Below are 14,753 nucleotides of genomic sequence, written 5' to 3' on the forward strand. Positions count from 1 at the left end.
CCTGATTCCTACAGATTCGCGTTATTGGTGTGGATATCCAGATCCGGAACCTGGAAATTGAAGATCCCGGTGTCAAAGCGGTTGTACGCCTCGTAGTCAACCAGTTCGTACAGACGCGCACGCGTCAACATTGAATCTACCCGAGACTCCTGGGATCCGTCGGCAGCAATCGCATCCAGCACGCGCTCGGCCTCGCCCATGGCGCTGCGCAGCAGGGTCACCGGGTAGATGACCATGGCCACGCCGGTGGCCGCAAGCTGTTGGCGGGTGAAAAGCTCGGACTTGCCGAACTCCGTCATGTTCGCCAGCACCGGGACATCCACGGCCGCGCACACCGCCTCGAACTCGGAGAGGTCCTTCATGGCCTCGGGGAAGATGGCATCGGCGCCGGCATCCACCAGTGCCTTGGCCCGGTCGACGACGGCTCCCAGGCCCTCGACGCCGCGCACGTCGGTGCGCGCCATGATCAGGAAGTTCGGGTCGCGCCGCGCGTCGGCTGCGGCGGCAATGCGCTTGACCATGGTGTCCAGGTCGACGACGTTCTTGCCGTCCAGGTGGCCACAGCGCTTGGGGTTGAACTGGTCCTCGATGTGGCAGCCGGCCAGCCCTGCATGCTCGAGTTCCTGGATGGTGCGGGCCACGTTCATGGGCTCGCCGAAGCCGGTGTCGGCATCGACCAGGGCCGGCAGGTCGGTCATCCGGGCGATCTGCCCGGCGCGGGTGGCCACCTCGGTGAGCGTGGTCAGCCCGATGTCCGGCAGCCCCAGGTCGTTGGCCAGCACGGCGCCGGAGATGTAGACGCCGTCAAAGCCCTTTTCCTCGATCAACAGGGCCGAGAGCGGGTTGAAGGCCCCGGGGAACTGGCGCGCGGTTCCCGGAACGAGCATCTCGCGCAGGGCCGCGCGCTTCTGCTCGGGGGTGACGGTCGAGTACAACATTAGAACAATCCCTTCGGGGCGGCGGCGAGGTCGATGACGCCCGGTGCCGCAACGATGTTCAGCGCATCGAGCTCGCCGGCACCCAGCTTCTCCAGGTTCTCGGCCGCGGCGATGAAGCGGTCGATTTCGTCGTCCTCCACCAATCCGGCGGCCAGGGTGCGGAACTTGTTGATGTACTGCTCGCGGGCGAACGGGCGGGCGCCGAGCGGGTGGGCGTCGGCCACGGCGATCTGGTCGGTGATCACGGTGCCGTCGGCGAGGGTGATTTCCACCGACCCGCCGAAGGCCTTCTCGTTGATGTCCAGCGAGTGGTAGCGGCGGGTCCACTCCGGGTCTTCCTCGGTGGTGACCTTGTTCCACAGCTCGATGGTGTCGGGGCGGCCGGCGCGCTCCGGGGAGTACGAATCCACGTGGTGCCAGGCGCCGTCCTGCAGGGCGACGGTGAAGATGTAGGGGATCGAGTGGTCCAGGGTCTCGCGCGAGGCGGTCGGATCGTACTTCTGCGGGTCGTTGGCGCCCGAGCCGATCACGTAGTGGGTGTGGTGGCTGGTCTTGATGAGCACCGAGGCGACGTTCTTGGCGTCAGCTGCCTCCGGGTGCTCGCGGTTCAGCTTGCGGGCCAGATCGATCCAGGCCTGGGCCTGGTACTCGGCGGAGTGCTCCTTGGTGTAGGTGTCAAGGATGGCGCGCTTGGCCTCGCCTGCCTCGGGCAGCGGCACCTCGTAGGCGGCGTCCTTGCCATCGAGCATCCAGGCGATCACGCCGTCCTCGCCCTCGTAGATCGGCACCGGGGAGGTCTGGCCGCGCATCGCGCGGTCTGCCGCCTCGACGGCCATCTTGCCGGCGAATGCCGGGGCGTGGGCCTTCCAGGTGGAGATTTCGCCCTTGCGCGACTGGCGGGTTGCGGTGGTGGTGTGCAGGCCCTGGCCGACGGCCTGGAAGATGGTCTCGACATCCAGGCCCAGCAGGGTGCCGATGCCGGCGGAGGCCGACGGGCCCAGGTGCGCCACGTGGTCGATCTTGTGCTTGTGCAGGCAGATGGCCTTGACCAGGTCGACCTGGATCTCGTAGCCGGTGGCGATGCCGCGGATCAGGTCCTTGCCCGAGGCGCCGGTGTGCTGGGCGACGGCCAGGATCGGCGGGATGTTGTCGCCCGGGTGGGAGTACTCCGCGGAGAGGAAGGTGTCGTGGTAGTCGAGCTCGCGCACGGCCACGCCGTTGGCCCAGGCCGCCCACTCGGGGGAGACCTTCTCGGTGATGCCGAAGACGGAGGCGCCCTTGCCGCCGGTGGACGGGGCGTGGGTCAGGGCCTGGGCGCGGGCGGCGACAATGGGGCCGCGGTTCAGCGAGGCAATGGCAACGGAGGCGTTGTCGATGATGCGGTTGATGATCATCTCGGTGACCTCGGCGGTGACCGCTACGGGGTCGGCGGCGACTGTGGCGATCTTGTGCGCGAGCTGGTCCTCGCGGGCAAGGTTTTCTTCACTGCGGTAGACGCGTACTGGGTGGTTGATCATTTAGGTGTCCTCTCTGGAACCGGCATGGTTTTTGATGTGTTCAAGACTGTGGTGAAGGTGCAACTGCGTGGCCGCCGCGGCGACCTCCGGGTTTTGTGCGGCGATGGCCTCTGCGATTGCTGCATGTTCGAGGGCCGAGGTTGCCAGGCGTTCGGGGTCGTCCTGGGCCAGGCGGCGGACCCTGGCCAGGTGCACCCGCAGGGAGCGCAGGGCCTGCTCGATATAGGGGTTGGCCACTGCCGCATCGATGCTACGGTCAAGTTCGCCGGCGAGCCGGTAGTAGGCCTCGCGGGTTTCCGGGTCGGTGGAGCGTCCAGCTTCCATGAAGCGGGAGCGCAGCGCGGCAAAGACCGCGGGCTCCGCGTTTCGCGCGGCAATGCGGGCAGATTCGACCTCAAGGGCCCGGCGCAAGGCAAAGAGGTCATCGACGTGCTCGTGGGAGACGTCGGAGACGACAGTGCCGCGGCCGCGCTGCTGCACAGCCAGGCCGTCGGCGACCAGTCGCGCCAGTGCCTCGCGCAGCGGGGTCCGTGAAACACCCAAGCGTTCGGCCTGTTCCACTTCGCCCAGCACGGCACCGGGACGCAACCGCCATTCGACGATGTCGGTTCGCAGTGCCTCGTAGGCCTTGTCGCTTGCCCTCATGCCACCAATTGTATACAGAAAACCCGAGAAGTCACGTAATCGATGGAAATTGGTTCGAAAACTTTGGGGTTGTGTATACATTGATCTTGAAAATGTGTGGCGACAGTCATATGCTCGGTGAAGCCCGAAACAAGCACGCGACACGAATGGATGGACGGTTCGCATGGCACCGACATACGCGCAGAGATTTGCCGAAGCCAAGAACGACCCCGCGGCCTTCTGGCTCAGGGAAGCGGCAACAATCGACTGGGAACGGCCGCCTGCCACGGGTTTGGATGCCAGCCGAGCACCGATTTACGCCTGGTACCCCGACGGGATCCTCAACGTTTGCCACAACGCCCTGGACCGCCACGTGGCCGCGGGCCGTGGGGAGAACACCGCACTGATCTACGATTCCGCGGTGCTGGGCATCAAGGAACGCTTTAGCTACGCCCAGCTGTTGGCCAAGGTCGAGACCTTCGCCGGCGTGCTGCGGGACCAGGGGATCGGCACGGGGGACCGGGTGCTGATCTACCTACCGATGATCCCGCAGGCGCACATCGCCATGCTGGCCTGCGCGCGCATCGGCGCGGTCCACTCGGTGGTCTTCGGCGGCTTCGCCCCCAAGGAGCTGGCGGCGCGCATCGACGACGCCGCCCCCGCCGCCATCGTCACCGCCACCGGCGGCATCGAACCCTCGCGCCGCATCGAGTACCTTCCGGCCGTCGCCGAGGCCATCGGCATGGCAAGCCACAAGATTTCCACCGTCATCGTTTCCCACCGCGAGGGCTTCGCGCACCAGCGAAGCGAGTACGCGGGCACCGACACCACCTGGCACGACTGGGACGAGCTGGCCGCGGGGGCCGAACCCGCCGCCGCGGTTCCGGTGCCGGCCACACACCCCCTCTACATCCTCTACACCTCGGGCACCACCGGCGCGCCCAAGGGAGTGGTGCGCGATTCCGGCGGATACGCGGTGGCGATGGACTTCTCGATGCGCAACATCTACGGGGTGGGACCCGGCTCCACCATGCTCACGGCCTCCGACGTGGGGTGGGTGGTCGGCCACTCCTACATCGTCTACGGCCCGCTGATCGCCGGGGCCACCACCGTGCTCTACGAGGGCAAGCCGGTGGGCACCCCCGATGCCGGGGCCTTCTGGCGGCTGATCGCGGACCACAATGTGGACACGTTCTTCACCGCCCCGACAGCGCTGCGCGCCATCCGCAAGGCCGACCCCGCGGCCGAGCTCATGGCCGGGTACGACCTGTCCAGCCTGAAAAACTTCTTCGTGGCCGGTGAGCGGCTTGACCCGGACACCTACGTGTGGGCAGGGGAAAAGCTCGGCGTGCCGGTGGTGGACAACTGGTGGCAGACCGAGACCGGCTGGCCCATCGCCGCCAACCCCGTGGGACTTGAGGTGCTGGAAATGAAGGCGGGATCGCCCACGGTCCCGGTGCCGGGCTACGACGTACGGATCCTCGACGGGCTCGGGGCCGAGGTGGCGGCCGGAGAAGAGGGGAACATCGCCATCAAGCTGCCGCTGCCCCCGGGCACCCTGGCCACGCTGTGGGGCAACGACGCCCGCTTCATCGAGACCTACCTGGAGCACTTCCCGGGCCACTACGCCACGGGGGACTCGGGCTACCTCGACGCGGACGGCTACCTCTTCGTGATGGGCAGGACCGACGACGTCATCAACGTCTCCGGGCACCGGCTCTCCACCGGCGCCATGGAACAAGTCCTGGGCTCCCACCGGGCGGTGGCCGAATGCGCGGTCATCGGGGTGGCCGACGAACTCAAGGGCCAGCGGCCCAGCGGGTACGTGGTGCTCAAGAGCGGGGCGGCGATCTCCGAGGAGGAGCTGGCCGGGGAACTGGTCGCGATGGTGCGGGCGCACATCGGCCCGGTCGCGGACTTCCGCGAGGTCCGCATCGTGGCGGCGCTGCCCAAGACCCGCTCGGGCAAGATCCTGCGCAAGACCATGCGGCAGATCGCCGACGGCAAGCCGTACGCGGTGCCCTCCACCATCGAGGACCCCGCGGTGATCGAGGACCTGATCCCGTTCCTGCGGCCCGCGGGCTGATCCAAGGAAGCGGGGCGGCCGCGCGCCGGCCGCGGCCTCAGTCGGTGCGCCGCCAGGTGTATTCATACTCCGGGCGGCCCCGGGTCCCGTGCCGCGGGGCCTTGGCAACCGCCTTGGTCTCGGCCAGGTGCTCCAGGTAGCGCCTCGCGGTGACCCGGGAGAGATCCAGCAGCTCGGAGACCTCGGTGGCCGAGAGCGCTGCGCTCGCCGAGCGCAGGGTCTCGGCGATGGCACCGAGGGTTTCGGCGATCAGCCCCTTGGGCAGCGGCGCCGGGCCCACGGAGCGCAGCGCGGCAAACGCGTTGTCAATCGACTCCTGCGAGGCAGAGGACCCAATGGTGCGCAGGTTGAGGCGGAAGTTGCGGTAGTTTTCCAGCTTCTCGGAAAACGCGGCGAAGCCGAAGGGCTTGATCAGGTACTGGGTCACGCCGGCGGAGATGGCGGTGCGCACCACGGTCAGGTCCCTGATCGCGGTGATCGCGATGATGTCCACGGTGCTGCCGCGACCGCGCACCCGCCGCGCGACGTCCAGGCCGTGCAAATCCGGCAGGTTCATGTCCAGCAGCACCAGGTCGATGGGGGTGCCCGCCGCCTGCGCCGCATCCAGGGCGGCGAAGGCCTCTTGGCCGCTGTGCGCGATGGCGTGCACCTCGAAGCCGGGGACGCGGGCGACAAACTTGGCGTGCGCGGCGGCGGTGGTGGCCTCGTCGTCAACCACGAGAACGCGGAGGTCTCTGTGCGGATCCATGTACCGGTGCTTCCTGGGGCTAGGTCGTCGGGGGTGATCGGGGCGGGCGTGCTGGCCCGGCGTGCTCAGGGGCGTGGGCGCGGCCCGGGGGAGAGCGGCAGCGTCACGGTGAAAATGGCCCCGGCATCATTATCCACTTCCAGCGACCCGCCCAGGCGCGCGACCGCCTGGCGCACCAGCGCCAGGCCCAGCCCGCGCGATCCGCTGCCCGGGGCCACCGGCTTGGAGGAGACGCCCAGGCGGAAGTACTCGTCGAGCAAATCCGGGTCCACGCCCGGCCCGGAATCGGCGACCGAGACCACCACCGATTCGTCGTCGGCGGCGAAATCGGCCCAGACGCGGCGCTGCTCGGACCCGGCCGCGGCATCGAAGGCGTTGTCCAGCAGGTTTCCGGTGATGGTCACCAGGTCCCTGGCATCCAGGGCGCCGGCCGGCAGGTGCCCGGACGCGGACAGGGTCAGCGTGATTCCGCGTTCGTGGGCCTGCGCCGCCTTGCCCACCAACAGCGAGGTCAGGTAGGGCTCGTCGACGGCCTGCACGAATTCGTCGGTCAGCCGCTGGGATTCCTGCCGGTCGGCCACCGCGAACTCCAGCGCCTCGCGCTCGCGGCCCAGCTCGATGAGCGTGGCCACGGTGTGCAGCCGGTTGGCATGCTCGTGGGTCTGGGCGCGCAGCGCCTCGGTGAGCGTGGTCAGCGACTCGAGCTGCCCGGTCAGCGCCTGGACCTCGGTGTGGTCGCGCAGCGTTGCCACGGTGCCCAGCGAGGATTCCACCTGCTTGCGGCGCAGCGTCCAGCGCACGCGCGCCCCGGGATCCGAATCCGGCTGCTCGGCCTTTTGCTGGGAGATCACCAGCACCCGGTTGTTCGTTAGGTGGATCTCGTCGGTGGCGCGCCTCCCGGAGGCAAAGAGCTCGGCAACGGTTTCCGGCAGCCCCACCTGCACCACCGGCAGCGGGCGCAGCGAGCCGGCCGGGGGCAGGCCCAGTAACTGGGCGGCCTGGTCGTTGTAGAGCACCAGCCTGCCCCTGGCGTCGATGAGCACCAGGCCCTCGCGCAGCGAGTGCAGGGCGGAGAAGTAGTAGGCGTAGAGCCGGCGCAGCTCCTCCGGGCCGTAGCCCAGGGTGGCGCGGCGCAGGTAGCGGCCCAGCGCGTAGGTGAACGCGCCGCCGAGCCCCACCGCCAGCAGCCCCACCAGCAGCGTCGCCGGGATGATCGCGGCCTGGGTGATGCTGAGGGACTGCAGGGTGACGCCCACCGACACCATGGCGACCACCTCGCCGCCGGCGTCCCGGACGGGGGAGATGGCGCGCACCGAGGGGCCCAGGGTGCCGGGGTAGTCTTCCACCTCGCTGGCCCCGGCCAGGGCGCGTTCGACGCTGCCCACGTACTTGCGGCCGATCTCGCCGGCGGTGGGGTGGGTGTAGCGGGTCCGGTCGGTGTCCATGATGGTCACGAAGTCCACCTGGGCGTGCTGGAGGATCAGTGCCGCAAAGGGCTGCAGCTGCGCCGAGGGATCCGGGCCCTGCACCGCGTCGATCACGAACGGGTCGTGGGACAGGGTCTCGGCCACAGAGAGCACGCGCTTGGCGGCAAAGTCGTGGGCCTGGGCGCGGGCGTTGAGGTACCCGGCGCCGCTGACCGCCGACACCACCAGCGCCACCAGGGCCAGCTGTGCGGCGAAGATGCGCGCGGCCAGCGAATACGGCCCGCGGCCGCGCCGGGTGGCGGCGGGGGATCCCAAAACCGCTCGTGGCATGGGCGGCCTCCACTTCTCTCGGTCCTCGGGCGGCGCACATCGCGCACCTCAAGGGTGGCACGTCAACAAGCGCGCCATGACCATTATGAACACAAGGGAGATCTCGATCACTTCGGGCCCCACCATGGATGAAGAGCTCACGGCGCGTCGAAGCGCCCGCCCCCACCGCAGCAACATCCCAGAAGGAGCCATCATGGCAACGACGCCGGCAGCTAGCGGAGTCCTGGAAAAGGACCCCATCGAGAACCAGGAACCACCGCTCAAGAAGGACCGCACCCACTGGCTGTACATCATGGTGATCGTCGCCGTGGTGGCCGGTGCCGCCATCGGCCTGCTGGCCCCGGACCTGGGCAAGGCGCTCAAGCCGCTGGGCACCGGGTTCGTCGCGCTGATCAAGATGATCATCGCCCCGGTGATCTTCTGCACCATCGTGCTGGGCATCGGCTCGATCGCCAAGGCCGCCACGGTCGGCAAGGTCGGCGGGCTGGCGCTGCTCTACTTCATCACCATGTCCACCTTCGCCCTGGCCATCGGCCTGTTCGTCGGCAACCTGGTCCACCCGGGCTCCGGCCTGCAACTGCAGCCCTACGAGGGTGCCGCCGGCGGAACCGAAAACGCGACCGTCAAGTTCCTGCTCGAACTGATCCCGGGCGACATCCCGGTGCTGCCGACCCTGGTGCTGGCACTCTTCGTGGGCTTCGCCCTGCAGTCCATGGGCAAGAGCGGCGAGCCGGTGCTCGGGGCCATCCGCCACATCCAGGCCGTGGTCTTCCGCCTGATGATGATGATCATGTGGATCGCCCCCCTCGGTGCCTTCGGCGCCATCGCCGCGGTCGTCGGCGCCACCGGCTGGGCAGCCATCGGCTCCATGGCCATCCTCATGGGTGCCTTCTACGCCACCTGCGCGCTGTTCATCGTGGTCATCCTCGGCTCGCTGCTGCGCGCCGTGACCGGGCTGAACATCTTCGCGCTGCTGAAGTACCTGGCCCGCGAGTACCTGCTGATCTTCTCCACCTCCTCCTCGGAGTCGGCCCTGCCGCGATTGATCGCCAAGATGGAGCACGTGGGCGTCTCCAAGCCGGTCGTGGGCATCACGGTTCCCACCGGCTACTCCTTCAACCTCGACGGCACCGCGATCTACCTGACCATGAGCGCGCTGTTCGTCTCCACGGCCATGGGCATGCCGATGAACATCGGCGAGCAGATCTCCCTGCTGGTCTTCATGATCGTCGCCTCCAAGGGCGCCGCCGGGGTCACCGGAGCGGGCCTGGCCACGCTGGCCGCGGGCCTGCAGTCGCACCGCCCCGAACTGCTTGACGGCATGGGCGTGATCGTGGGCATCGACAAGTTCATGTCCGAGGCCCGCGCGCTGACCAACTTCACCGGCAATGCCGTGGCCACGCTGCTGATCGGCAAGTGGACCAGGGAAATCGATATGGAGCAGGCCCGCGCGGTGCTTGCCGGGGACCGTCCCTTCGACGAGCTCTCGCTGACAGCCAACGAGCACTAGCCCCAACGCGCAGCCATGGCCGCCGTGCTCGCCCACGCGAGCACGGCGGCCGGTGCCGTTAATGCCGCCGGGCGCTCCGTGCCCCGTTGGCCGGGGGCGGCGCCGCGGGGCACGGTTTCCCGGCCCGCCCATAACATTGGACTTCAACTTCAAGGTAAAGGCTCGCCGTGCCGCCGATTGGGCAAAGCCCGGTGCGCAACCTATACCCTTGAAACAAGTAGTCAACCAGATCGCACAACGAACGGAAGCGTGGTTCATACCGTGAGCGAGGAACAGGGCAGCAAGTCGCGAGGCGCGGGTTTGCTCAAGGAACCCACCCCCTTGGGACCCACGGGTCGCCCGATGACGATTTTCCCCGAGCCCTTGCCACTGGATTCCCACGGCCCGGCCCGCGTGATCGCCATGGTCAACCAAAAGGGCGGGGTCGGCAAGACGACCTCCACCATCAACCTCGCCGCGGCCCTGGCCGAGTACGGGCGCAAGGTGCTGCTGGTCGACTTCGACCCGCAGGGCGCCCTGTCCGCCGGCTTCGGCACCAACCCGCACGAGCTCGACGTCACCGTCTACAACGTGTTGATGGACCGCAAGACCGAGATCCGCGACGCCATCCTGACCACCGACGTCGAGAACGTGGACCTGCTGCCGGCCAACATCGACCTCTCCGCCGCCGAGGTGCAGCTGGTCAACGAGGTTGCCCGCGAACAGGTCCTGGAACGCGCGCTGCGCTCGGTCACCGACGACTACGACATCGTGCTCATCGACTGCCAGCCCTCGCTGGGCCTGCTCACCGTCAACGCGCTGACCGCCGCACACGGCGTCATCATCCCGCTGACCGCCGAGTTCTTCGCGCTGCGCGCCGTGGCCCTGCTGGTGGAGACCATCGAGAAGGTCCAGGACCGGCTGAACCCGGCCCTGGCCATCGACGGCGTGCTGGCCACCATGTACGACCCGCGCACGCTGCACGGCCGCGAGGTCGTCGGCCGGCTGGTCGAGGCCTTCGGGGACACCGTCTTCGAAACGGTCATCCGCCGGACCATCAAGTTCGCCGACGCCAATGTCGCCGCCGAGCCCATCACCACCTATGCGGCGGCACACCCCGGCGCCGAGGCCTACCGCCAGCTCGCGAGGGAACTGATCTCCCGCGGCGGCGCCCCGTAATGACGGCACCCGCCGCCGAAAACACCGCCACCGGCAGAATCGTCACCGACGATTCGGCCGGTGGCTTTCGGGTTTCGCTGGAAAACTTTTCCGGCCCCTTTGACCTCTTGCTCTCGTTGATCGCCAAGCGCGAGATGGACATCACCCAGGTCGCCATGGCCGAGGTCACCGACGAGTTCATCGCCTACCTGAAGCTGCTCCGGGGCCGCGCCGGCTCCAAGGCGCTGGATGAGACCACCGAGTTCCTGGTCATCGCCTCGACGCTGCTTGACCTCAAGGCCTCCCGCCTGCTGCCGGGCAGCGACATCGAAAACGACGAGGACATGGCCCTGCTCGAGGCCCGCGACCTGCTCTTTGCCCGGCTGCTGCAGTACAAGGCGTTCAAGCACGCAGCCGGCTGGATCGCCGGGAAGCTGCACGAGGAGGCCACCAGCTTCCCGCGCCAGGCGGGCCTGGAGGCGCACTTCGCCGCGCTGCTCCCGGAGCTGGTGTTCAAGACCACCCCCGAGGCGCTGGCGCAGCTGGCAGCAACCGCCCTGGCGCCCAAGGCGCCGGCACCCACCGAGGTCGGGACCGGGCACCTGCACGGCGGCACGGTCTCGGTGCGCGAACAGGCGGGGATCCTGGCGGCCCTGCTGAAGGAACACCGCTTCCTGAGCTTCGCCGCACTGATCGCGGACGCAGCCAGCCACCTGGAGGTCGTCGCCCGCTTCCTCGCGCTGCTGGAAATGTACCGCGAACAGGTCATCGCCTTTTCCCAGGATGCACCGCTGGATGCGCTGAACGTGCGTTGGCTTGAACCCGACGCCGACTGGGATCCGGCCGCGCTGGAAGAGGAATACGAACCCGCGGCCGCCGAACCGCCCGAGACATCCACCACTTCTGCGCAAGCCATACAGGGGGGAAACCCATGAACCACACAGCCGAATCCGTCGCGGGGCAGGTGCCGGGGGCCGCGGAGGCGGCAGTCGACGCACTGCCCGGGGGGCTGGAGGCAGGCATCGAGGCGGTGCTGATGGTCATCGACGAGCCCATCGCCGCCGGCCACCTGGCACAGGTGCTGGAGGTCAGTGAGGAACGCGTCACAGCGGCCCTTGAAAGGCTGCGGGCACAGTATGATGGTGGGGATACACCACGCGGTTTTGAGCTGCGTGAATTGGCCGGCGGCTGGCGCATCTTCTCCCGACGTGAATTTGCTCCCTTCGTTTCACGCTTCGTCATCGACGGCCAAACGGCAAGACTTACCCAGGCAGCGCTGGAAACCTTGGCAGTTATCGCCTACCGGCAACCGGTGTCCCGCGGAAGGATCGCGGCGATTCGCGGGGTCAACGTCGATTCTGTGGTGCGCACGCTCCTGACGCGCGGGCTGATCCACGAAGCACCCGACGATGGTGAAAGTGGTGCCACGTTGTATCAGACCACCTCGTACTTTCTGGAAAGATTGGGATTGGGCAGCGTTTCCGAGCTGCCCAGGCTCTCCCCGCATCTTCCCGGAGTGGGTGACATCGACGAATACGACGTTGATTCGCCCTGGCAATAGGCGAACCACGAAACAACATAAGGACAGATCATGAACCAGGGATCCCGCCCAGGCCGCGGCAACCAGCGCCCACAAGGCTCCGGCTCCGGCAACGGCCGCGGCCGAGGAGCAACCGGTGCTGGCCGTTCCAACCAAAATCCACGCTCGTCAAACCCGCGTTCGGGATCCGAATCCGGTTCCGAGTCCTCGACCGGTTCCTGGTCAAAGGCGCACGGCGGACCCAAGCAGGGCAAGAAGTCAGGTGCCCCGGGCAAGAAGAAGTACACCGGCCCCCAGGCCTTCGGCAAGGAACGCTTCGGCAAGAACCTTGGCCCGGTCAACGCCGAGCGCACCCGACCCACCCAGCGGGCACAGGCTGCCGCCGCGCACTCGGACCTCGAGGGCGTGCGCCTGCAGAAGGTCATGGCCAACGCGGGGGTGGCCTCGCGCCGCGTCTGTGAGGAAATGATCGCCAACGGCCGCGTCGAGGTCAACGGCGTGCTCATCACCGAACCGGGCATCCGCATCGACCCCGAGCGCGACACCGTGCACGTGGACGGCATGCGCCTGCAGCTGAACGCCGACATGAAGTACTTCGTCTTCAACAAGCCGCGCAACGTCGTCTCCACCATGGAAGACCCCGAAGGCCGCAAGTGCATCTCCGACTTCATCCGCAAGCAGGGCCAGTCGCGCCTCTTCCACGTCGGGCGCCTGGACTACCAGACCGAGGGACTGCTGATCCTGACCAACGACGGGGAGGCAGCCAACCGGCTCGCCCACCCGTCCTTCGAGGTCCCCAAGACCTACCTGGTGCAGGTCCGCGGCCCGATGGCCGCCGGCATCGGCGCGCAGATGAAGAAGGGCATCAAGCTTGAGGACGGCTGGCAGTCGGTCGACTCCTTCCGCCTGATCGACTCCACCCCGGGCCACGTGCTCGTGGAGGTCATCCTGCACTCGGGCCGCAACCGCATCGTGCGCCGCCTCTTCGAGGAGGTCGGACACCCGGTGACCCGCCTGGTCCGCGTCCAGGTCGGCCCGATCCGCCTCGGCGACCAGAAGCAGGGCACCATCCGCCCGCTGGGCAACCAGGAAGTCGGGCACCTGCTGGCAATGGTGGGGATGTAGCCACATGCCCACCACGCACCTTGCCGGACCGATTCTGGTCATCGGCACCGGGCTGCTGGGCACCAGCGTCGGGCTGGGGTTGAGCCAGCGCGGACTGAACGTCTGGCTTGCCGACCCCTCGCCCAGCGCACAAACCGTCGCACAGGACATCGGCGCGGGCACCATTCACGTCCCCGGGCGCCCGCTGGCACCCGAGCTGGTCGTCGTCGGCGCCCCGCCGGACGTCACCGCCGCTGTCGTGGCGCAGGCCCTGGTCGACTTCCCGATGTCCACCGTGGTGGACATCGCCTCCGTCAAGGGCTCGATCCTCGATGCCGTTCGGAAGGATCCGCGCATCACCGAGGCGCACCTGGGCCGCTACGTGGGCACGCACCCGATGGCCGGACGCGAGCGCTCCGGCCCGGCATCCGCCCGCGGCGAGCTGTTCACCTCCATGCCGTGGGTCGTGTGCGCCCATGCCGGTTCGCGCGGCGACTCGGTGAAGACCGCCGAGGCGCTTGCCATCGATCTGGGTGCCACCGTCGCGCGCATGAACGCGGCCGAGCACGATGCCTCGGTCGCGCTGATCTCGCATTTCCCGCAGGTGGCCTCCTCGCTGATTGCCTCCCGGCTGCTGAACGCACCGGGGCACTCGCTGGCGCTTGCCGGCAACGGGCTGCGCGACACCACCCGGATCGCCGCCTCGGACCCGAAGCTGTGGATCCAGATCCTCAGCCACAATGCAGGTTCCCTGGTCCCCATCCTGCGCGGCATGCGCGAGGACCTGGACCGGCTCATCGGCACGCTCGAGGAGCCCACCGCCCCCGGCGCGCTGCTTGACCTCGCCGAGCTGATGGGGGAGGGGAACGCCGGGCAGGCCCGGATCCCGGGCAAGCACGGCGCCCCGCCGCAGGCATTTGCGCTGGTCACCGTCGCGGTCAAGGACAAGCCCGGCCAGGTGGCCAGGCTGCTTGCCGACGTCGGGAACGCCGGCATCAACATGGAGGACCTGCGGATGGAACACTCCGCCGGGCACCAGGTCGGGCTGGTTGACATCTCCGTCATCCCCGGACGCCGGGAAGAATTGATCACGGTGCTCAGTGCACTTGGATGGAAGGTTGTGCAGTAATGCAGAAAATCACGGTCGCAGTCGACGGCCCCTCCGGCAGCGGAAAGTCCTCGGTTTCCAAGGAGACCGCCCGCCGCCTGGGCGCCGCCTACCTTGACACCGGGGCGATGTACCGCGCGGTGACCTGGCATGCGCTGGATGCCGGCACTGACCTTTCCGACGCCGAGGCAGTCGCCGCGGCGGTCAGGGCAGCCGACCTGTTCATCTCCACCGACCCGGACGTGGAACGCATCACCATCCACGGCACCGACGTCACCGAGGCGATCCGCGAGCCCTTCGTCTCCGAGGCGGTCTCGGCGGTAGCCACCAACCTGGAAGCCCGTGCCGAACTGGTTTCCCGGCAGCGGGCCATCATCGCCGCGCACGACCGCATCGTGGCAGAGGGCCGGGACATCACCACCGTGGTGGCCCCGGACGCCGACGCCCGCATCCTGCTCACGGCCTCGGAGGAGGCGCGCCTGCGCCGCCGCGGCCTGCAGCTGGGCGGAACCCAGTCCAACGCCCAACTCGAGGCCCAGGTGCTCGCCCGCGACGCCAAGGACTCGACCGTGGTGAACTTCCACGTCGCCGCCGACGGGGTGGCCACCGTGGACTCCTCGGATATGGATTTCGAGCAAACGGTGACGGCCGTGCTCGAGGCCATCAAGGCCCAGGCCGACTAAT

The 14,753-nt window shown here is 68.1% G+C and carries 13 protein-coding genes; 8 read left to right on the plus strand and 5 right to left on the minus strand.

Going from position 1 to position 14,753, the window contains the following annotated elements:
- Positions 1–8: 8 nt before the first annotated feature.
- From prpB to AC6CHY_RS16825, 3 genes are read right to left on the minus strand one after another with little or no spacing between them, the layout of a single operon-like run.
- Complete coding sequence (gene prpB / locus AC6CHY_RS16815) at positions 9–938, minus strand: methylisocitrate lyase (RefSeq protein ID WP_498227452.1); 930 nt, start codon at positions 936–938, stop codon at positions 9–11.
- Positions 938–2,455 carry an MmgE/PrpD family protein gene (locus tag AC6CHY_RS16820; RefSeq protein ID WP_498227453.1) on the minus strand — a complete coding sequence of 506 codons (1,518 nt, stop codon included), beginning with the start codon at positions 2,453–2,455 and terminating at the stop codon, positions 938–940. The genes prpB and AC6CHY_RS16820 overlap by 1 nt, the downstream gene beginning before the upstream one ends.
- Positions 2,456–3,100 carry a GntR family transcriptional regulator gene (locus AC6CHY_RS16825; RefSeq protein ID WP_217389961.1) on the minus strand — a complete coding sequence of 215 codons (645 nt, stop codon included), beginning with the start codon at positions 3,098–3,100 and terminating at the stop codon, positions 2,456–2,458.
- Positions 3,101–3,263: 163 nt separating this feature from the next.
- Here AC6CHY_RS16825 and AC6CHY_RS16830 point away from each other — a divergent pair, with 163 nt between their 5' ends.
- Positions 3,264–5,165, plus strand: coding sequence for an AMP-binding protein (locus tag AC6CHY_RS16830; RefSeq protein ID WP_498227454.1), 1,902 nt, complete (start codon positions 3,264–3,266; stop codon positions 5,163–5,165).
- 37 nt (positions 5,166–5,202) lie between these two features.
- Here the strand turns inward: AC6CHY_RS16830 and AC6CHY_RS16835 are convergent, their stop codons facing one another.
- Positions 5,203–5,913, minus strand: a complete 711-nt coding sequence (locus AC6CHY_RS16835) for a response regulator (protein ID WP_498227455.1) — start codon at positions 5,911–5,913, stop codon at positions 5,203–5,205.
- Positions 5,914–5,978: 65 nt separating this feature from the next.
- A complete protein-coding gene (locus AC6CHY_RS16840; RefSeq protein ID WP_217389958.1) occupies positions 5,979–7,670 on the minus strand; it encodes a sensor histidine kinase in 1,692 nt (563 codons plus the stop codon).
- Between the two features lie 193 nt (positions 7,671–7,863).
- Between AC6CHY_RS16840 and AC6CHY_RS16845 the strand changes: the two genes are divergently transcribed.
- The 7 genes from AC6CHY_RS16845 to cmk all read left to right on the plus strand — a co-directional run bounded on the left by AC6CHY_RS16845 (position 7,864) and on the right by cmk (position 14,752).
- Complete coding sequence (locus tag AC6CHY_RS16845; protein WP_498227456.1) at positions 7,864–9,180, plus strand: cation:dicarboxylate symporter family transporter; 1,317 nt, start codon at positions 7,864–7,866, stop codon at positions 9,178–9,180.
- Between the two features lie 261 nt (positions 9,181–9,441).
- Positions 9,442–10,338: a ParA family protein gene (locus AC6CHY_RS16850; protein WP_336245137.1), complete on the plus strand. Its 897-nt coding sequence runs from the start codon at positions 9,442–9,444 to the stop codon at positions 10,336–10,338.
- Positions 10,338–11,252 carry a segregation and condensation protein A gene (locus tag AC6CHY_RS16855; protein ID WP_498227457.1) on the plus strand — a complete coding sequence of 305 codons (915 nt, stop codon included), beginning with the start codon at positions 10,338–10,340 and terminating at the stop codon, positions 11,250–11,252. Before AC6CHY_RS16850 ends, AC6CHY_RS16855 begins: the two co-directional genes overlap by 1 nt.
- Positions 11,249–11,878 (plus strand): SMC-Scp complex subunit ScpB, encoded by a 630-nt coding sequence (gene scpB / locus AC6CHY_RS16860; RefSeq protein ID WP_217389956.1) that lies wholly within the window; start codon positions 11,249–11,251, stop codon positions 11,876–11,878. Before AC6CHY_RS16855 ends, scpB begins: the two co-directional genes overlap by 4 nt.
- A gap of 30 nt (positions 11,879–11,908) precedes the next feature.
- Positions 11,909–12,982: a pseudouridine synthase gene (locus tag AC6CHY_RS16865; protein WP_217389955.1), complete on the plus strand. Its 1,074-nt coding sequence runs from the start codon at positions 11,909–11,911 to the stop codon at positions 12,980–12,982.
- A gap of 4 nt (positions 12,983–12,986) precedes the next feature.
- Positions 12,987–14,090, plus strand: a complete 1,104-nt coding sequence (locus AC6CHY_RS16870; RefSeq protein WP_217389954.1) for a prephenate dehydrogenase — start codon at positions 12,987–12,989, stop codon at positions 14,088–14,090.
- On the plus strand, positions 14,090–14,752 hold the full coding sequence (cmk, locus tag AC6CHY_RS16875) for a (d)CMP kinase (RefSeq protein ID WP_498227458.1): 663 nt from the start codon (positions 14,090–14,092) through the stop codon (positions 14,750–14,752). Before AC6CHY_RS16870 ends, cmk begins: the two co-directional genes overlap by 1 nt.
- The last annotated feature ends 1 nt before the right edge of the window (position 14,753 follow it).

Source organism: Paeniglutamicibacter sp. GQ140, from assembly GCF_059759235.1.